The following is a 17,687-nucleotide window of genomic DNA, read 5'->3' as shown; positions in this document are numbered from 1 at the left end:
AGCGGGAATAGCTCAGTTGGTAGAGCACGACCTTGCCAAGGTCGGGGTCGCGAGTTCGAGTCTCGTTTCCCGCTCCAAATTCTCCTCTCAATAAACTATCCACAGCGACGCAATGCGTTATTGCTGATTTTTGTTGTCTCTGACAAACTCTTGTAAACAGAGTTATCCACAGGTTCAGGCTGTAATCTTAATTTCAGAAAAACTTCGCACGGTGAATAGTAAATTATTAACGTGTTGATATTTAAATTGAAAATTAAGGTTTCGATTTGTCGTATTGATCGCTTGACGATTTTTTCCGGCTTGAATTGCAATGCGTTTTTATTTTTATTCACAAGCTGTGGATGAATCAGGCGTCGCGTGGTAAGCCCTTTTCAATCACCCGAACAAGACGCTGTTTTTTCGGTAGTTGAACCTCAACCACGCAGGCATTTCGTCGCTCGATTTGCTGCGTAATCGCCCACGCTATGTGTTCATCAAGAAGTGGATGCTCACCTTTACGACTTTCCAACGCCGTCAGAATCGCTTCATCCCAGGGCGCATTGCCTAATGCCACGGCGATATTACGCAGCCAGCGCAGGTGGCCTATACGGCGAATCGCCGAACCTTCCGTTATTTTTAAAAACTTCTCTTCGCTCCAGGCGAATAACTCAATGAGTTCCGGTGCGTGTAGTGGCTTGCGCGGGTTGAAATCATCTTCAGTTGTCAGTTGCGAATAGCGATTCCACGGGCAGATAAGCTGACAGTCATCACAGCCGTAAATACGGTTTCCCATTAATGGGCGTAACTCTTTCGGGATTGCCCCTTCCAGTTCGATGGTGAGATAAGAGATACAGCGGCGAGCATCAACGGTATATGGCTCGACAATGGCGCCGGTCGGGCAAATCGTCATACAGGCCACGCATTTACCGCATCCTTCCTCGACTGGTTGATCTACCGGTAACGGAATATCAACCAACAGTTCGCCTAAAAAGAAGAACGAGCCGGCTTCGCGATTGAGGATAAGTGAGTGCTTACCTGTCCAGCCAAGTCCCGCTTTTTCAGCCAGCGGGCGCTCAAGAACAGGCGCAGAATCGACAAACGGTCTAAAATTCAGCGAAACACAATGTTGCTGAATCATCTCGCCCAGCTTTTTGAGTCGGTTGCGCAGAAGTTTGTGGTAGTCACGACCCAGCGCATAACGGCTAACATAGCCGAGTTTGGGATTTTTCAGCGTGCTGGCAAATGCGGCGTTGGCAGGCAGGTAGTTCATCCGCACGCTGATCACGCGCAGCGTACCGGGCAATAACTCGTGGGGGCGGGCGCGCAGCATACCGTGACGCGCCATCCAGTCCATTTCGCCGTGGTATTGTTTGTCCAGCCATGCTTGCAGTTTTGGCTCGGACTCGCTGAGATCGGTATCGGTAATACCCACCTGCTGAAAGCCCAGTTCCAGCCCCCACTGTTTAATTTTTTGCGCTAACTGATTGAGATCGAGGGGCTCTGACATGACGGACCATACAATGAAGAAAAACCCCGTAAGTATACCACACACCGTCTGGCACGCCGACGATATCCGACGTGGCGAACGCGAAGCGGCAGATGCGCTGGGGCTAACGCTTTATGAACTGATGCTTCGTGCGGGTGAAGCCGCGTTTCAGGTGTGTCGTACCGCTTATCCTGACGCCCGCCACTGGCTGGTGCTGTGCGGTCATGGCAATAATGGCGGCGATGGCTACGTGGTCGCGCGGTTGGCAAAAGCGGTCGGTATTGAGGTTACGTTACTGGCCCAGGAGAGCGACAAACCGTTACCGGAAGAGGCTGCGCTGGCACGCGAAGCATGGTTAAACGCGGGAGGCGAGATCCATGCCTCGAATATTGTCTGGCCTGCGCCGGTGGATTTGATCGTTGATGCGCTGCTCGGCACCGGATTGCAGCAAGCACCCCGCGAATCTGTTAGCCAATTAATCGACCATGCTAATTCCCATCCGGCGCCGATTGTGGCGGTTGATATCCCTTCCGGCCTGCTGGCAGAAACCGGCGCCACGCCAGGCGCGGTGATCAACGCCGCTCACACCATCACCTTTATTGCCCTTAAACCTGGTTTGTTAACCGGCAAAGCACGGGATGTTACCGGGCAACTGCATTTTGACTCGCTGGGACTGGACAGTTGGCTGGCAGGTCAGGAGACGAAAATTCAGCGGTTTTCGGCAGAACAACTTTCTCACTGGCTGAAACCGCGTCGCCCGACTTCGCATAAAGGCGATCACGGGCGGCTGGTGATTATCGGTGGCGATCACGGCACGGCGGGGGCTATTCGTATGACGGGGGAAGCGGCGCTGCGTGCTGGCGCTGGTCTAGTCCGAGTACTGACCCGCAGTGAAAACATTGCGCCGCTGCTGACCGCACGACCGGAATTGATGGTGTACGAGTTGACGGAGAAATCTTTAACTGAAAGCCTGGAATGGGCCGATGTGGTGGTGATTGGCCCTGGTCTGGGCCAGCAAGAGTGGGGGAAAAAAGCCCTACAAAAAGTTGAGAGTTTTCGCAAACCGATGTTGTGGGATGCTGATGCATTGAACCTGCTGGCAATCAATCCCGATAAGCGTCACAATCGCGTGATCACGCCGCATCCTGGCGAGGCCGCACGGTTGTTGGGCTGTTCCGTTGCAGAAATTGAAAGTGACCGCTTACATTGCGCCCAACGTCTGGTACAACGTTATGGCGGCGTAGCGGTGCTGAAAGGTGCCGGAACCGTGGTCGCCGCCCATCCTGACGCTTTAGGCATTATTGATGCCGGAAATGCAGGGATGGCCAGCGGCGGCATGGGTGATGTGCTCTCTGGTATTATTGGCGCATTGCTTGGGCAAAAACTGTCGCCGTATGATGCAGCCTGTGCTGGCTGTATCGCACACGGCGCGGCGGCTGACGTGCTGGCGGCGCGTTTTGGTACGCGCGGGATGCTGGCAACCGATCTCTTTTCCACGCTACAGCGTATTGTTAACCCGGAAGTGACTGATAAAAACCATGATGAATCGAGTAATTCCGCTCCCTGATGAGCAGGCAACATTAGACCTGGGCGAGCGGGTAGCGAAAGCTTGCGATGGCGCAACCGTAATCTATCTGTATGGCGATTTAGGCGCAGGTAAAACCACCTTTAGCCGGGGCTTTTTACAGGCGCTGGGCCATCAGGGTAATGTCAAAAGCCCCACTTATACGCTGGTCGAACCCTATACGCTCGACAATTTAATGGTTTATCACTTTGATTTGTACCGCCTTGCCGATCCCGAGGAGCTGGAGTTTATGGGGATCCGCGATTATTTTGCCAACGATGCCATCTGCCTGGTGGAGTGGCCACAACAAGGTACAGGTGTTCTTCCTGACCCGGATGTCGAAATACACATTGATTATCAGGCACAAGGCCGTGAGGCGCGCGTGAGTGCGGTCTCCTCTGCGGGTGAATTGTTGCTGGCGCGTTTAGCCGGTTAACCTTTGAAGGTGGCGGGATGATGTATCGCATCAGAAATTGGTTGGTAGCGACGTTGGTGCTGCTGTGCGCGCAGGCTGGCGCCGCGACGCTCTCTGATATTCAGGTTTCTAATGGCAATCAACAGGCGCGGATAACGTTAAGTTTTATTGGCGATCCTGACTATGCATTTAGCCATCAAAGCAAACGCACCGTGGCGCTCGATATCAAACAAACGGGCGTGATTCAGGGGCTGCCGTTGTTGTTCAGCGGTAATAATCTGGTGAAGGCGATTCGCTCTGGAACGCCAAAAGATGCGCAAACGCTGCGGCTGGTGGTCGATCTCACCGAAAACGGTAAAACCGAAGCGGTGAAGCGGCAGAATGGCAGCAATTACACCGTCGTCTTTACGATTAATGCCGATGCGCCACCACCGCCTCCGCCGCCGCCCGTGGTTGCTAAACGTGTTGAAACGCCTGCGGTTGTCGCACCGCGCGTCAGCGAACCGGCGCGTAATCCGTTTAAAACCGAGAGCAACCGGGCTACGGGTGTCATCAGTAGCAATACGGTGACGCGTCCGGCAGCGCGCGCGACGGCTAACACTGGCGAAAAAATTGTCATCGCCATTGATGCCGGACACGGTGGTCAGGATCCTGGCGCTATCGGCCCTGGCGGTACGCGGGAGAAAAATGTCACCATCGCCATCGCGCGTAAATTGCGTACTTTGCTCAATGATGATCCGATGTTTAAGGGCGTTTTAACCCGTGACGGGGATTACTTTATCTCGGTGATGGGGCGCAGCGATGTGGCACGTAAGCAAAACGCCAATTTCCTTGTGTCGATTCACGCTGATGCCGCACCGAACCGCAGTGCTACCGGCGCTTCCGTGTGGGTGCTCTCTAACCGTCGCGCAAACAGTGAAATGGCAAGCTGGCTGGAACAGCACGAGAAACAGTCGGAGCTGCTGGGCGGGGCAGGCGATGTGCTGGCGAACAGTCAGTCTGACCCGTATTTAAGCCAGGCGGTGCTGGATTTACAGTTCGGTCATTCCCAGCGGGTAGGGTATGATGTGGCGACCAGTATGATCAGTCAGTTGCAACGCATTGGCGAAATACATAAACGTCGACCAGAACACGCCAGCCTTGGCGTTCTGCGTTCGCCGGATATTCCGTCAGTACTGGTCGAAACCGGTTTTATCAGCAACAACAGCGAAGAACGTTTGCTGGCGAGCGACGATTACCAACAACAGCTGGCAGAAGCCATTTACAAAGGCCTGCGCAATTACTTCCTTGCGCATCCGATGCAATCTGCGCCGCAGGGCGCAACGGCACAAACTGCCAGTACGGTGACGACACCAGATCGCACGCTGCCAAACTAAGGATAATTGATGCCAATTCAGGTCTTACCGCCACAACTGGCGAACCAGATTGCCGCAGGTGAGGTGGTCGAGCGACCTGCGTCGGTAGTCAAAGAACTGGTAGAAAACAGCCTCGATGCGGGTGCGACGCGCATCGATATTGATATCGAACGCGGTGGGGCGAAACTTATCCGCATTCGTGATAACGGCTGCGGTATCAAAAAAGATGAGCTGGCGCTGGCGCTGGCTCGTCATGCTACCAGTAAAATTGCCTCTCTGGACGATCTCGAAGCTATTATCAGCCTGGGTTTTCGCGGTGAGGCGCTGGCGAGTATCAGTTCGGTTTCCCGCCTGACGCTCACTTCGCGCACTGCGGAACAGCAGGAAGCCTGGCAGGCTTATGCCGAAGGGCGTGATATGGACGTGACGGTTAAACCAGCGGCGCATCCGGTGGGAACAACGCTGGAGGTGCTGGATCTGTTCTACAACACTCCGGCGCGGCGCAAATTCCTGCGCACCGAGAAAACCGAATTTAACCATATCGATGAAATCATCCGCCGCATTGCGCTGGCGCGTTTCGACGTCACTATCAACTTGTCGCATAACGGCAAAATTGTGCGCCAGTACCGCGCAGTGCCGGAAGGCGGGCAAAAAGAACGCCGTTTAGGGGCGATTTGTGGCACCGCTTTTCTCGAACATGCGCTGGCGATTGAATGGCAGCACGGCGATCTCACGCTGCGCGGCTGGGTGGCTGATCCGAATCACACCACGCCTGCACTGGCGGAAATTCAGTATTGCTACGTGAATGGGCGCATGATGCGCGATCGCCTGATCAATCATGCGATCCGCCAGGCCTGCGAAGACAAACTGGGCGCCGATCAGCAACCTGCGTTTGTGCTGTATCTGGAGATCGACCCGCATCAGGTGGACGTCAACGTGCACCCCGCCAAACACGAGGTGCGTTTCCATCAGTCGCGTCTGGTGCATGACTTTATCTATCAGGGCGTGCTGAGCGTGCTACAACAGCAACTGGAAACGCCGCTGCCGCTGGATGATGAACCACAACCTGCATCGCGCGCCATCCCGGAAAACCGCGTAGCCGCAGGGCGTAATCATTTTGCAGAACCGGCAGTTCGTGAACCGGTAGCTCCACGCTACACTCCTGCGCCAGCATCAGGCAGTCGCCAGTCTGCTCCCTGGCCGAACGCGCAACCGGGCTACCAGAAACAGCAAGGCGAAGTGTATCGCCAGCTTTTGCAAACGCCTGCGCCGATGCTCAAACCAAAAGCGCCAGAACCGCAGGAACTTACGCTGGCCTCGAATGGTCAAAGCTTTGGTCGGGTGTTGACTATCGTCAATTCCGACTGTGCGCTGCTGGAGCGTGACGGCAACATTTCACTTTTAGCCCTGGCGGTAGCGGAACGTTGGTTGCGTCAGATGCAACTGACGCCGGGTGAGGCGCCGGTTTGTGCCCAGCCGTTGCTTATTCCGTTGCGGCTAAAAGTCTCTGGCGAAGAAAAATCGGCATTAGAAAAAGCGCAGTCCGCTCTGGCGGAGTTAGGCATTGAATTTCAGTCTGATGCGCAGCATGTGACCATCAGAGCCGTGCCTTTACCCTTACGCCAACAAAATTTACAAATCTTGATTCCTGAACTGATAGGCTACCTGGCGAAGCAGTCCGTATTCGAACCTGGCAATATTGCGCAGTGGATTGCACGAAATCTGATGAGCGAACATGCACAGTGGTCAATGGCTCAGGCCATTACCCTGCTGGCGGATGTAGAACGGTTATGTCCGCAGCTTGTGAAAACGCCGCCGGGTGGTCTGTTACAATCTGTTGATTTACGTCCGGCGCTAAAAGCCCTGAAAGATGAGTGATATCAGTAAGGCGAGCCTGCCTAAGGCAATTTTTTTGATGGGGCCGACGGCCTCCGGTAAAACGGCGTTAGCCATTGAGCTGCGTAAAATTTTACCAGTAGAGTTGATAAGCGTTGATTCTGCCCTTATTTACAAAGGGATGGATATCGGGACGGCGAAGCCGAACGCTGAAGAGTTACTCGCCGCGCCGCACCGATTGCTGGATATTCGCGATCCGTCGCAGGCTTATTCGGCTGCTGATTTTCGTCGCGATGCGCTGGCGGAAATGGCCGATATCACGGCGGCGGGGCGAATCCCGCTGTTAGTGGGCGGTACTATGTTGTATTTCAAGGCGTTACTGGAGGGATTGTCGCCGCTACCGTCGGCGAACCCCGAAGTACGAGCCAGAATTGAGCAACAAGCGGCAGAGCAAGGTTGGGAGTCATTGCATCGTCAACTTCAGGAGATCGATCCTGTTGCGGCAGCAAGGATTCATCCAAATGATCCACAAAGGCTTTCCCGGGCACTGGAAGTTTTTTTCATTTCGGGTAAAACTTTAACGGAACTGACGCAAACGTCAGGAGACGCTCTACCGTATCAGGTGCATCAGTTCGCCATCGCCCCGGCGAGCCGTGAACTGCTCCATCAACGAATTGAGCAGCGTTTTCATCAGATGTTGGCTTCAGGTTTTGAAGCAGAAGTCCGGGCGCTTTTTGCCCGAGGAGATTTGCATACGGATTTGCCTTCCATTCGTTGCGTGGGTTATCGCCAGATGTGGTCTTACCTTGAAGGCGAAATCTCATACGATGAAATGGTTTATCGAGGTGTTTGCGCCACGAGACAGTTGGCGAAGCGGCAGATAACCTGGCTGCGTGGTTGGGAAGGGGTTCACTGGCTTGACAGTGAAAAACCAGAACAGGCGCGTGACGAAGTATTACAGGTTGTTGGTGCTATCGCAGGCTGAATGTGTACAATTGAGACGTATCGTGCGCAATTTTTTCAGAATCGAAAGGTTCAAAGTACAAATAAGCATATAAGGAAAAGAGAGAATGGCTAAGGGGCAATCTTTACAAGATCCGTTCCTGAACGCACTGCGTCGGGAACGTGTTCCAGTTTCTATTTATTTGGTGAATGGTATTAAGCTGCAAGGACAAATCGAGTCTTTTGATCAGTTCGTGATCCTGTTGAAAAACACGGTCAGCCAGATGGTTTATAAGCACGCGATTTCTACTGTTGTCCCGTCTCGCCCGGTTTCTCATCACAGTAACAACGCCGGTGGCGGTACTAGCAGTAACTACCATCATGGTAGCAGCGCGCAGAATACTTCCGCGCAACAGGACAGCGAAGAAACCGAATAAGGTTTCGGGCTGTTTTTTTTACACGGGGAGCCAGCGATCCTGCGTTCCCCGCTGATCTATTTAGAGGGTTTTACGCTTGTTTGACCGTTATGATGCTGGTGAGCAGGCGGTGCTGGTACACATCTATTTTACGCAAGACAAAGATATGGAAGACCTCCAGGAGTTTGAATCTCTGGTTTCTTCCGCCGGTGTCGAAGCATTGCAGGTGATTACCGGTAGCCGTAAAGCGCCGCACCCAAAGTATTTTGTAGGTGAAGGTAAAGCAGTTGAAATTGCGGAAGCTGTCAAAGCGACGGGTGCTTCGGTCGTTCTTTTTGACCATGCCCTGAGCCCAGCGCAAGAGCGTAACCTGGAGCGTTTGTGCGAGTGTCGTGTCATCGATCGCACCGGCCTTATTTTAGATATTTTCGCCCAACGTGCGCGTACCCATGAGGGTAAGTTGCAGGTTGAGCTGGCGCAGCTGCGCCATCTGGCTACGCGCCTGGTGCGTGGCTGGACCCACCTTGAAAGACAGAAAGGCGGGATCGGTTTGCGTGGTCCGGGTGAAACCCAGCTCGAAACCGACCGTCGTTTGTTGCGTAATCGCATCGTGCAGATACAGTCGCGCCTGGAAAGAGTTGAAAAGCAGCGTGAGCAGGGGCGGCAATCGCGTATCAAAGCCGACGTTCCTACTGTTTCGCTGGTGGGATATACCAACGCCGGTAAATCTACCCTTTTCAATCGCATCACCGAAGCGCGGGTCTACGCGGCAGACCAGTTGTTTGCCACCCTCGATCCGACGTTGCGGCGTATTGACGTCGCGGATGTCGGTGAAACCGTGCTGGCAGATACCGTAGGGTTTATTCGCCACTTGCCGCACGATCTGGTGGCGGCGTTTAAAGCCACGTTACAAGAGACGCGGCAAGCCACATTGCTGCTGCACGTCATTGATGCGGCAGATGTGCGTGTACAAGAAAACATCGAAGCGGTGAATACGGTTCTTGAAGAGATTGATGCTCACGAGATCCCAACCCTGCTGGTGATGAATAAGATCGATATGCTGGAAGATTTCGAACCGCGTATTGATCGGGACGAAGAGAACAAACCGATCCGTGTCTGGCTTTCTGCGCAGACCGGAGCGGGGATACCACAGCTTTTTCAGGCTTTGACGGAGCGGCTTTCCGGTGAGGTGGCGCAGCATACATTGCGTCTGCCGCCGCAGGAAGGGCGTCTGAGAAGTCGTTTTTATCAGCTTCAGGCAATAGAAAAAGAGTGGATGGAGGAGGACGGCAGCGTAAGCCTGCAAGTTCGTATGCCGATTGTTGACTGGCGTCGCCTCTGTAAACAAGAACCGGCGTTGATCGATTACCTGATCTAACCGGCAAAGCGTCTGAAGCGTGGAGTCATATCCTCTGGCGTCGAAAGACAACAGGGATCACCGCATAACAAATATGGAGCACAAACATGGCGTGGAATCAGCCCGGTAATAACGGACAAGACCGCGACCCGTGGGGAAGCAGCAAACCTGGCGGCAACTCTGAGGGAAATGGAAACAAAGGCGGTCGCGATCAAGGGCCACCTGATTTAGATGATATCTTCCGCAAACTGAGCAAAAAGCTCGGTGGTCTGGGCGGCGGTAAAGGCACTGGATCTGGCGGTGGCAGTTCATCGCAAGGCCCGCGCCCGCAGCTTGGCGGTCGTGTCGTTACCATCGCAGCGGCAGCGATTGTCATTATCTGGGCGGCCAGTGGTTTCTACACCATTAAAGAAGCCGAACGCGGCGTGGTAACACGCTTTGGTAAATTCAGCCATCTGGTTGAACCTGGTCTGAACTGGAAACCGACGTTTATCGACGAAGTTAAACCGGTGAACGTGGAAGCCGTGCGTGAACTGGCTGCTTCCGGCGTGATGCTGACGTCTGACGAAAACGTGGTGCGCGTTGAGATGAACGTGCAGTACCGCGTCACCAATCCGGAAAAATACCTGTATAGCGTAACCAGCCCGGATGACAGTCTGCGCCAGGCTACCGACAGCGCCCTGCGTGGGGTTATCGGTAAATACACCATGGACCGCATTTTGACGGAAGGTCGTACCGTGATTCGTAGCGATACTCAGCGCGAACTGGAAGAGACGATTCGTCCGTATGACATGGGTATCACTCTGCTGGACGTCAACTTCCAGGCTGCTCGTCCGCCGGAAGAAGTAAAAGCAGCGTTTGACGATGCGATTGCCGCACGTGAAAACGAACAGCAATACATTCGTGAAGCAGAAGCGTATACCAACGAAGTTCAGCCGCGTGCGAACGGTCAGGCGCAACGTATCCTCGAAGAGGCGCGTGCGTACAAGGCTCAGACTATCCTGGAAGCCCAGGGTGAAGTCGCGCGCTTTGCTAAACTTCTGCCGGAATATAAAGCTGCGCCGGAAATTACTCGCGAGCGTCTGTATATCGAGACGATGGAAAAAGTGTTGGGCAACACCCGCAAAGTGCTGGTTAACGATAAAGGTGGCAACCTGATGGTTCTGCCGTTAGACCAGATGCTGAAAGGGGGTAACGCGCCAGCGGCGAAGAGCGACAACGGCGCCAGCAATCTGCTGCGTCTGCCGCCAGCCTCTTCCTCCACGACCAGTGGGGCAAGCAACACGTCGTCCACCAGTCAGGGCGATATTATGGACCAACGCCGCGCCAACGCGCAGCGTAACGACTACCAGCGTCAGGGGGAATAACGATGCGTAAGTCAGTTATCGCGATTATCATCATCGTGCTGGTAGTGCTTTACATGTCTGTCTTTGTCGTCAAAGAAGGTGAGCGCGGTATTACGCTGCGTTTTGGTAAGGTACTGCGTGACGATGACAACAAACCTCTGGTTTATGAGCCGGGTCTGCATTTCAAGATACCGTTCATTGAAACGGTGAAAATGCTCGATGCGCGTATTCAGACCATGGACAACCAGGCCGACCGCTTTGTGACCAAAGAGAAGAAAGACCTGATCGTCGACTCTTACATCAAATGGCGCATCAGCGATTTCAGCCGTTACTACCTGGCAACGGGTGGTGGCGACATTTCGCAAGCGGAAGTGCTATTGAAACGTAAGTTCTCTGACCGTCTGCGTTCTGAAATTGGTCGCCTGGACGTGAAAGACATCGTCACCGACTCCCGTGGTCGTCTGACTCTGGAAGTGCGTGACGCGCTGAACTCTGGTTCTGCGGGTACAGAAGATGAAGTTACTACCCCAGCAGCGGATAACGCCATTGCCGAAGCGGCAGAGCGTGTAACGGCTGAGACGAAGGGCAAAGTTCCGGTCATCAACCCGAACAGTATGGCGGCGCTGGGTATTGAAGTTGTCGATGTGCGTATTAAGCAGATCAACCTGCCGACCGAAGTGTCTGAGGCGATCTACAACCGTATGCGCGCCGAGCGTGAAGCGGTAGCGCGTCGCCATCGTTCACAAGGTCAGGAAGAAGCGGAAAAATTGCGCGCAACTGCCGACTATGAAGTGACCAGAACGCTGGCAGAAGCAGAGCGTCAGGGTCGCATCATGCGCGGTGAAGGTGACGCAGAAGCTGCCAAACTGTTTGCTGATGCATTCAGCAAAGATCCGGACTTCTACGCATTCATCCGTAGCCTGCGTGCTTATGAGAACAGCTTCTCTGGCAATCAGGACGTGATGGTCATGAGCCCGGACAGCGATTTCTTCCGCTACATGAAGACGCCGACTTCCGCAACGCGTTAAGATAACGACTGCGGTACAGGTCAATAAAGCCACCGCATCCTCAGGGATGTCGGTGGTTTTCTTTTTCTATAAGGACAATGAATGAATTCGACAATCTGGCTGGCGCTTGCTCTGGTTTTGGTGCTGGAAGGTTTAGGACCGATGCTTTACCCGCAGGCGTGGAAGAAGATGATCTCTGCGATGACCAATTTACCCGATAATATTTTACGTCGTTTTGGTGGTGGACTTGTGGTTGCGGGCGTTGTGGTCTACTACATGTTGAGGAAAACGATTGGATGAACAAAAAATAGACTGATTAAGGTCATTTTTGGATGCAAAAAGTGCTGTAACTCTGAAAAAGCGATGGTAGAATCCATTTTTAAGCAAACGGTGATTTTGAAAAATGGGTAACAACGTCGTCGTACTGGGCACCCAATGGGGTGACGAAGGTAAAGGTAAGATCGTCGATCTTCTGACTGAACGGGCTAAATATGTTGTACGCTACCAGGGCGGTCACAACGCAGGCCATACTCTCGTAATCAACGGTGAAAAAACCGTTCTCCATCTTATTCCATCAGGTATTCTCCGCGAGAATGTAACCAGCATCATCGGTAACGGTGTTGTGCTGTCTCCGGCCGCGCTGATGAAAGAGATGAAAGAACTGGAAGACCGTGGCATCCCCGTTCGTGAGCGTCTGCTGCTGTCTGAAGCATGTCCGCTGATCCTTGATTATCACGTTGCGCTGGATAACGCACGTGAGAAAGCGCGTGGCGCGAAAGCGATCGGCACCACCGGTCGTGGTATCGGGCCTGCTTATGAAGATAAAGTAGCACGTCGCGGTCTGCGTGTTGGCGACCTTTTCGACAAAGAAACCTTCGCTGAAAAACTGAAAGAAGTGATGGAATATCACAACTTCCAGTTGGTTAACTACTACAAAGTTGAAGCGGTTGATTACCAGAAAGTTCTGGATGATACGATGGCTGTTGCCGACATCCTGACTTCTATGGTGGTTGACGTTTCTGACCTGCTCGACCAGGCGCGTCAGCGTGGCGATTTCGTCATGTTCGAAGGTGCGCAGGGTACGCTGCTGGATATCGACCACGGTACTTATCCGTACGTAACTTCTTCCAACACCACTGCTGGTGGCGTGGCGACCGGTTCCGGCCTGGGCCCGCGTTATGTTGATTACGTTCTGGGTATCCTCAAAGCTTACTCCACTCGTGTAGGTGCAGGTCCGTTCCCGACCGAACTGTTTGATGAAACTGGCGAGTTCCTCTGCAAGCAGGGTAACGAATTCGGCGCAACTACGGGTCGTCGTCGTCGTACCGGCTGGCTGGACACCGTTGCCGTTCGTCGTGCGGTACAACTGAACTCCCTGTCTGGCTTCTGCCTGACTAAACTGGACGTTCTGGATGGCCTGAAAGAGGTGAAACTCTGCGTGGCTTACCGTATGCCGGATGGTCGTGAAGTGACTACCACTCCGCTGGCAGCTGACGACTGGAAAGGTGTAGAGCCGATTTACGAAACCATGCCGGGCTGGTCTGAATCCACCTTCGGCGTGAAAGATCGTAGCGGCCTGCCGCAGGCGGCGCTGAACTACATCAAGCGCATTGAAGAGCTGACCGGTGTGCCGATCGATATCATCTCTACCGGTCCGGATCGTACTGAAACCATGATTCTGCGCGACCCGTTCGACGCGTAATCCTGGTACGCCTGGCAGATATTTTGCCTGCCGGGCTAACAGTGTGATACATTGCTGTGTCGGGTAAGCCATTATGCTATCCGACACAGTGTTAAATCCTCGCTTTTTTCCTTCCCCAAACTGAAATAAATTAGCGACACAGCTTGTGGCTGGTTTATCATCAATATAAATGTATTTTTTCCCGATTTCCCTTTTGAGGTTGATGTGCAGTTAACGAGTTTCACTGATTACGGATTACGTGCGCTGATCTACATGGCGTCATTGCCAGAAGGGCGGATGACCAGTATTTCTGAAGTGACTGACGTCTACGGCGTCTCCCGTAATCATATGGTCAAAATAATCAATCAACTTAGTCGTGCCGGCTACGTGACTGCTGTTCGTGGAAAAAATGGCGGCATTCGCCTGGGTAAACCGGCGAGTGCGATACGTATTGGTGATGTGGTGCGCGAGCTGGAACCCTTATCGCTGGTGAATTGCAGCAGTGAGTTTTGCCACATTACACCTGCCTGTCGGTTGAAACAGGCACTTTCTAAGGCCGTGCAAAGTTTTCTTACGGAACTGGATAACTACACGCTTGCCGATTTGGTTGAAGAGAATCAACCGCTTTATAAATTATTGCTGGTGGAGTGACGAAAATCTTCATCAGAGATGACAACGGAGGAACCGAGATGTCACAAGATCCTTTCCAGGAACGCGAAGCTGAAAAATACGCGAATCCCATCCCTAGCCGGGAATTTATCCTCGAACATTTAACCAAACGTGAAAAACCGGCCAGCCGTGATGAGCTGGCTGTAGAACTGCACATTGAAGGCGAAGAGCAGCTTGAAGGCCTGCGTCGCCGCCTGCGCGCGATGGAGCGCGACGGTCAACTGGTCTTCACTCGCCGTCAGTGCTATGCGCTGCCGGAACGCCTCGATCTGGTGAAAGGTACAGTTATTGGTCACCGTGATGGCTACGGCTTTCTGCGGGTTGAAGGACGTAAAGATGATTTGTATCTCTCCAGCGAGCAGATGAAAACCTGCATTCATGGCGATCAGGTGCTGGCGCAGCCGCTGGGCGCTGACCGTAAAGGCCGCCGTGAAGCGCGTATTGTCCGTGTACTGGTGCCAAAAACCAGCCAGATTGTTGGTCGCTACTTTACCGAAGCGGGCGTCGGCTTTGTGGTTCCTGACGACAGCCGTTTGAGCTTCGATATCTTAATCCCGCCAGATCAGATCATGGGCGCGCGGATGGGCTTTGTGGTGGTGGTCGAACTGACCCAACGCCCGACTCGTCGTACCAAAGCGGTGGGTAAAATCGTCGAGGTGCTTGGCGATAATATGGGCACCGGCATGGCGGTTGATATCGCTCTGCGCACCCATGAAATCCCGTACATCTGGCCACAGGCCGTTGAGCAACAGGTTGCCGGACTGAAAGAAGAAGTGCCGGAAGAAGCAAAAGCAGGCCGTGTCGATCTGCGCGATTTACCGCTGGTCACCATTGATGGCGAAGACGCCCGCGACTTTGACGATGCAGTTTACTGCGAGAAAAAACGCGGCGGCGGCTGGCGTTTATGGGTCGCAATTGCCGATGTCAGCTACTATGTGCGTCCGCCAACGCCGCTGGACAGAGAAGCGCGTAACCGTGGTACGTCGGTGTACTTCCCGTCGCAGGTTATCCCGATGCTGCCGGAAGTGCTCTCTAACGGCCTGTGTTCGCTCAACCCACAGGTAGACCGCCTGTGTATGGTGTGCGAGATGACGATTTCGTCGAAAGGCCGCCTGACTGGCTACAAATTCTACGAAGCGGTGATGAGCTCTCACGCGCGCCTGACCTACACCAAAGTCTGGCATATTCTGCAGGGCGATCAGGATCTGCGCGAGCAGTACGCCCCGCTGGTTAAGCATCTCGAAGAGTTGCATAACCTCTATAAAGTGCTGGATAAAGCCCGTGAAGAACGCGGCGGGATCTCGTTTGAGAGCGAAGAAGCGAAGTTCATTTTCAACGCTGAACGCCGTATTGAACGTATCGAACAGACTCAGCGTAACGACGCGCACAAATTAATTGAAGAGTGTATGATTTTGGCGAATATCTCGGCGGCGCGTTTCGTTGAGAAAGCCAAAGAACCCGCACTGTTCCGTATACACGACAAGCCGAGCACCGAAGCGATTACCTCTTTCCGTTCAGTGCTGGCGGAGCTGGGGCTGGAGCTGCCGGGCGGTAACAAGCCGGAACCGCGTGACTACGCGGAGCTGCTGGAGTCGGTTGCCGATCGTCCTGACGCAGAAATGCTGCAAACCATGCTGCTGCGTTCAATGAAACAGGCGATTTATGATCCGGAAAACCGTGGTCACTTCGGCCTGGCATTGCAGTCCTATGCGCACTTTACTTCGCCGATTCGTCGTTATCCTGACCTGACGCTGCACCGCGCCATTAAGTATCTGCTGGCGAAAGAGCAGGGGCATCAGGGCAACACCACTGAAACTGGCGGCTACCATTATTCGATGGAAGAGATGCTGCAACTGGGTCAGCACTGTTCGATGGCGGAACGTCGTGCCGACGAAGCAACGCGCGATGTGGCTGACTGGCTGAAGTGTGACTTCATGCTCGATCAGGTTGGTAACGTCTTTAAAGGTGTAATTTCCAGCGTCACAGGCTTCGGTTTCTTTGTTCGTCTGGATGACTTATTCATCGATGGTCTGGTTCACGTCTCTTCGCTGGACAACGACTACTATCGCTTTGATCAAGTCGGACAACGCCTGATGGGCGAATCCAGCGGCCAGACTTATCGCCTGGGCGACCGCGTGGAAGTTCGCGTCGAAGCGGTTAATATGGACGAGCGCAAAATCGACTTTAGCCTGATCTCCAGCGAACGTGCACCGCGCAACGTCGGTAAAACGGCGCGCGAGAAAGCCAAAAAAGGCGATGCAGGCAAAAAAGGCGGTAAGCGTCGTCAGGTCGGCAAAAAGGTAAACTTTGAGCCAGACAGCGCCTTCCGTGGTGAGAAAAAAGCGAAGCCGAAAGCGGCGAAGAAAGACGCGAAAAAAGCGAAGAAGCCATCGGCTAAAACGCAGAAAATAGCCGCTGCAACCAAAGCGAAGCGTGCGGCGAAGAAAAAAGTGGCAGAGTGATCATTACCCTCTTCAAACAGAAGAGGGTTAGTATTATGACCAACGCAAAAATTCACTCGGACAGTCCCCTCGCCCCTTTGGGGAGAGGGTTAGGGTGAGGGGAACAGGCCAGCACTGGCGCGTATAATTGCCCTCACCTGGGCCCATTCGCCTTCCAGGGGGAGAAAACCGTGCCCACGTTAACGAGTGAACTTGTTTGTCAGCAATCTCGCTCTCTTCAAAAAGAAGAGGGTGAATTATCCGTAGGCCAGATAAGCGTAGCGCATCAGGCAAAACGTAAACAACGAGTACATTAATGAGCGAAATGATTTACGGCATCCACGCAGTGCAGGCCCTGCTGGAGCGCGCCCCTGAACGTTTTCAGGAAGTCTTTATTTTAAAAGGCCGTGAAGATAAACGTCTGTTGCCGCTGATTCACGCCCTTGAGTCCCAGGGCGTGGTTATCCAGCTGGCAAACCGCCAATATCTCGACGAGAAAAGCGACGGTGCCGTGCATCAGGGCATTATCGCCCGTGTGAAGCCAGGACGGCAGTATCAGGAAAACGATCTGCCAGATCTGATTGCTTCGCTCGATCAACCGTTCCTGCTGATCCTCGACGGTGTAACCGATCCGCATAACCTTGGTGCGTGCCTGCGTAGCGCGGATGCCGCTGGCGTTCATGCAGTGATTGTGCCGAAAGATCGCTCCGCTCAACTCAACGCCACGGCGAAAAAAGTGGCCTGTGGTGCGGCAGAAAGCGTTCCGCTGATTCGGGTGACTAACCTGGCGCGCACTATGCGTATGTTGCAGGAAGAGAATATCTGGATCGTCGGTACGGCAGGTGAAGCGGATCATACGCTTTATCAGAGCAAAATGACCGGGCGCCTGGCGCTGGTGATGGGCGCGGAAGGTGAAGGTATGCGTCGCCTGACCCGTGAACATTGCGATGAACTGATTAGTATTCCGATGGCAGGTAGCGTTTCTTCCCTGAACGTTTCGGTTGCGACCGGAATTTGCTTATTTGAAGCAGTTCGCCAGCGTAGCTAATTTCTCTGAATTATAAAAAACCATCCATATTTGGATGGTTTTTTTTTATCTATAGCTGGTAAGATAATTAGGTGATGCTGCCAACTTACTGATTTAGTGTATGATGGTGTTTTTGAGGTGCTCCAGTGGCTTCTGTTTCTATCAG

Annotated in this window: 16 protein-coding genes and 1 tRNA gene; 16 read left to right on the top strand and 1 reads right to left on the bottom strand. The window is 53.4% G+C overall.

Annotated elements, in window-relative coordinates:
• Window position 1: 1 nt before the first annotated feature.
• Together FC814_RS06490 and FC814_RS06485 are read left to right on the top strand one after the other, a co-directional pair.
• Window positions 2-77: transfer RNA gene (locus tag FC814_RS06490), tRNA-Gly, on the top strand.
• A 233-nt stretch (window positions 78-310) separates the two neighbouring features.
• The gene (locus tag FC814_RS06485) at window positions 311-364 is read left to right on the top strand and encodes a hypothetical protein (protein WP_105285681.1); all 54 of its coding nucleotides are present in this window, start codon (window positions 311-313) and stop codon (window positions 362-364) included.
• Here FC814_RS06485 and queG read toward each other — a convergent pair.
• A complete protein-coding gene (gene queG, locus FC814_RS06480) occupies window positions 347-1,486 on the bottom strand; it encodes a tRNA epoxyqueuosine(34) reductase QueG (protein WP_085461250.1) in 1,140 nt (379 codons plus the stop codon). The genes FC814_RS06485 and queG overlap by 18 nt on opposite strands.
• Between queG and nnr the strand changes: the two genes are divergently transcribed.
• The 14 genes from nnr (at window position 1,485) to rlmB (ending at window position 17,542) form a co-directional block, all read left to right on the top strand.
• A complete protein-coding gene (gene nnr, locus FC814_RS06475) occupies window positions 1,485-3,032 on the top strand; it encodes a bifunctional ADP-dependent NAD(P)H-hydrate dehydratase/NAD(P)H-hydrate epimerase (RefSeq protein ID WP_077629730.1) in 1,548 nt (515 codons plus the stop codon). The genes queG and nnr overlap by 2 nt on opposite strands.
• On the top strand, window positions 3,004-3,465 hold the full coding sequence (gene tsaE / locus FC814_RS06470) for a tRNA (adenosine(37)-N6)-threonylcarbamoyltransferase complex ATPase subunit type 1 TsaE (protein ID WP_000981977.1): 462 nt from the start codon (window positions 3,004-3,006) through the stop codon (window positions 3,463-3,465). The genes nnr and tsaE overlap by 29 nt, the downstream gene beginning before the upstream one ends.
• Window positions 3,466-3,482: 17 nt before the next feature.
• Window positions 3,483-4,820, top strand: coding sequence for an N-acetylmuramoyl-L-alanine amidase AmiB (gene amiB, locus FC814_RS06465; protein ID WP_000990342.1), 1,338 nt, complete (start codon window positions 3,483-3,485; stop codon window positions 4,818-4,820).
• Between the two features lie 9 nt (window positions 4,821-4,829).
• On the top strand, window positions 4,830-6,677 hold the full coding sequence (mutL, locus tag FC814_RS06460) for a DNA mismatch repair endonuclease MutL (protein WP_001122463.1): 1,848 nt from the start codon (window positions 4,830-4,832) through the stop codon (window positions 6,675-6,677).
• A complete protein-coding gene (gene miaA / locus FC814_RS06455; RefSeq protein ID WP_001280351.1) occupies window positions 6,670-7,620 on the top strand; it encodes a tRNA (adenosine(37)-N6)-dimethylallyltransferase MiaA in 951 nt (316 codons plus the stop codon). The genes mutL and miaA overlap by 8 nt, the downstream gene beginning before the upstream one ends.
• An 85-nt stretch (window positions 7,621-7,705) precedes the next feature.
• On the top strand, window positions 7,706-8,014 hold the full coding sequence (gene hfq, locus FC814_RS06450) for an RNA chaperone Hfq (protein ID WP_001051883.1): 309 nt from the start codon (window positions 7,706-7,708) through the stop codon (window positions 8,012-8,014).
• Window positions 8,015-8,090: 76 nt separating this feature from the next.
• Window positions 8,091-9,371, top strand: coding sequence for a ribosome rescue GTPase HflX (gene hflX / locus FC814_RS06445; protein WP_000460360.1), 1,281 nt, complete (start codon window positions 8,091-8,093; stop codon window positions 9,369-9,371).
• Window positions 9,372-9,457: 86 nt separating this feature from the next.
• Window positions 9,458-10,717, top strand: coding sequence for an FtsH protease activity modulator HflK (gene hflK, locus FC814_RS06440; RefSeq protein ID WP_000312488.1), 1,260 nt, complete (start codon window positions 9,458-9,460; stop codon window positions 10,715-10,717).
• A 2-nt stretch (window positions 10,718-10,719) separates the two neighbouring features.
• A complete protein-coding gene (gene hflC, locus FC814_RS06435) occupies window positions 10,720-11,724 on the top strand; it encodes a protease modulator HflC (RefSeq protein ID WP_001232412.1) in 1,005 nt (334 codons plus the stop codon).
• A gap of 81 nt (window positions 11,725-11,805) precedes the next feature.
• A complete protein-coding gene (locus tag FC814_RS06430; RefSeq protein ID WP_001089300.1) occupies window positions 11,806-12,003 on the top strand; it encodes a DUF2065 domain-containing protein in 198 nt (65 codons plus the stop codon).
• A gap of 103 nt (window positions 12,004-12,106) precedes the next feature.
• The gene (purA, locus tag FC814_RS06425; protein WP_000527963.1) at window positions 12,107-13,405 is read left to right on the top strand and encodes an adenylosuccinate synthase; all 1,299 of its coding nucleotides are present in this window, start codon (window positions 12,107-12,109) and stop codon (window positions 13,403-13,405) included.
• A 204-nt stretch (window positions 13,406-13,609) separates the two neighbouring features.
• Window positions 13,610-14,035 (top strand): nitric oxide-sensing transcriptional repressor NsrR, encoded by a 426-nt coding sequence (gene nsrR, locus FC814_RS06420; protein WP_001177639.1) that lies wholly within the window; start codon window positions 13,610-13,612, stop codon window positions 14,033-14,035.
• 38 nt (window positions 14,036-14,073) lie between these two features.
• The gene (gene rnr, locus FC814_RS06415) at window positions 14,074-16,515 is read left to right on the top strand and encodes a ribonuclease R (protein WP_000076288.1); all 2,442 of its coding nucleotides are present in this window, start codon (window positions 14,074-14,076) and stop codon (window positions 16,513-16,515) included.
• Window positions 16,516-16,810: 295 nt separating this feature from the next.
• Complete coding sequence (gene rlmB, locus FC814_RS06410) at window positions 16,811-17,542, top strand: 23S rRNA (guanosine(2251)-2'-O)-methyltransferase RlmB (RefSeq protein ID WP_001293282.1); 732 nt, start codon at window positions 16,811-16,813, stop codon at window positions 17,540-17,542.
• The last annotated feature ends 145 nt before the right edge of the window (window positions 17,543-17,687 follow it).

The organism is Escherichia sp. MR (genome assembly GCF_005280595.1).
Classification (GTDB): domain Bacteria; phylum Pseudomonadota; class Gammaproteobacteria; order Enterobacterales; family Enterobacteriaceae; genus Escherichia; species Escherichia ruysiae.
This window is presented reverse-complemented; position numbering and strand designations above follow the sequence as displayed.

What these genes read in the sequence shown, in the direction of transcription:
- nnr (WP_077629730.1), top strand. Translation starts at nt 1,485, where the DNA reads ATGACGGACCATACAATGAAGAAAAACCCCGTAAGTATACCACACACC.
- queG (WP_085461250.1), bottom strand. Translation starts at nt 1,486, where the DNA reads ATGTCAGAGCCCCTCGATCTCAATCAGTTAGCGCAAAAAATTAAACAG.
- tsaE (WP_000981977.1), top strand. Translation starts at nt 3,004, where the DNA reads ATGATGAATCGAGTAATTCCGCTCCCTGATGAGCAGGCAACATTAGAC.
- amiB (WP_000990342.1), top strand. Translation starts at nt 3,483, where the DNA reads ATGATGTATCGCATCAGAAATTGGTTGGTAGCGACGTTGGTGCTGCTG.
- mutL (WP_001122463.1), top strand. Translation starts at nt 4,830, where the DNA reads ATGCCAATTCAGGTCTTACCGCCACAACTGGCGAACCAGATTGCCGCA.
- miaA (WP_001280351.1), top strand. Translation starts at nt 6,670, where the DNA reads ATGAGTGATATCAGTAAGGCGAGCCTGCCTAAGGCAATTTTTTTGATG.
- hfq (WP_001051883.1), top strand. Translation starts at nt 7,706, where the DNA reads ATGGCTAAGGGGCAATCTTTACAAGATCCGTTCCTGAACGCACTGCGT.
- hflK (WP_000312488.1), top strand. Translation starts at nt 9,458, where the DNA reads ATGGCGTGGAATCAGCCCGGTAATAACGGACAAGACCGCGACCCGTGG.
- hflC (WP_001232412.1), top strand. Translation starts at nt 10,720, where the DNA reads ATGCGTAAGTCAGTTATCGCGATTATCATCATCGTGCTGGTAGTGCTT.
- FC814_RS06430 (WP_001089300.1), top strand. Translation starts at nt 11,806, where the DNA reads ATGAATTCGACAATCTGGCTGGCGCTTGCTCTGGTTTTGGTGCTGGAA.
- purA (WP_000527963.1), top strand. Translation starts at nt 12,107, where the DNA reads ATGGGTAACAACGTCGTCGTACTGGGCACCCAATGGGGTGACGAAGGT.
- rnr (WP_000076288.1), top strand. Translation starts at nt 14,074, where the DNA reads ATGTCACAAGATCCTTTCCAGGAACGCGAAGCTGAAAAATACGCGAAT.
- rlmB (WP_001293282.1), top strand. Translation starts at nt 16,811, where the DNA reads ATGAGCGAAATGATTTACGGCATCCACGCAGTGCAGGCCCTGCTGGAG.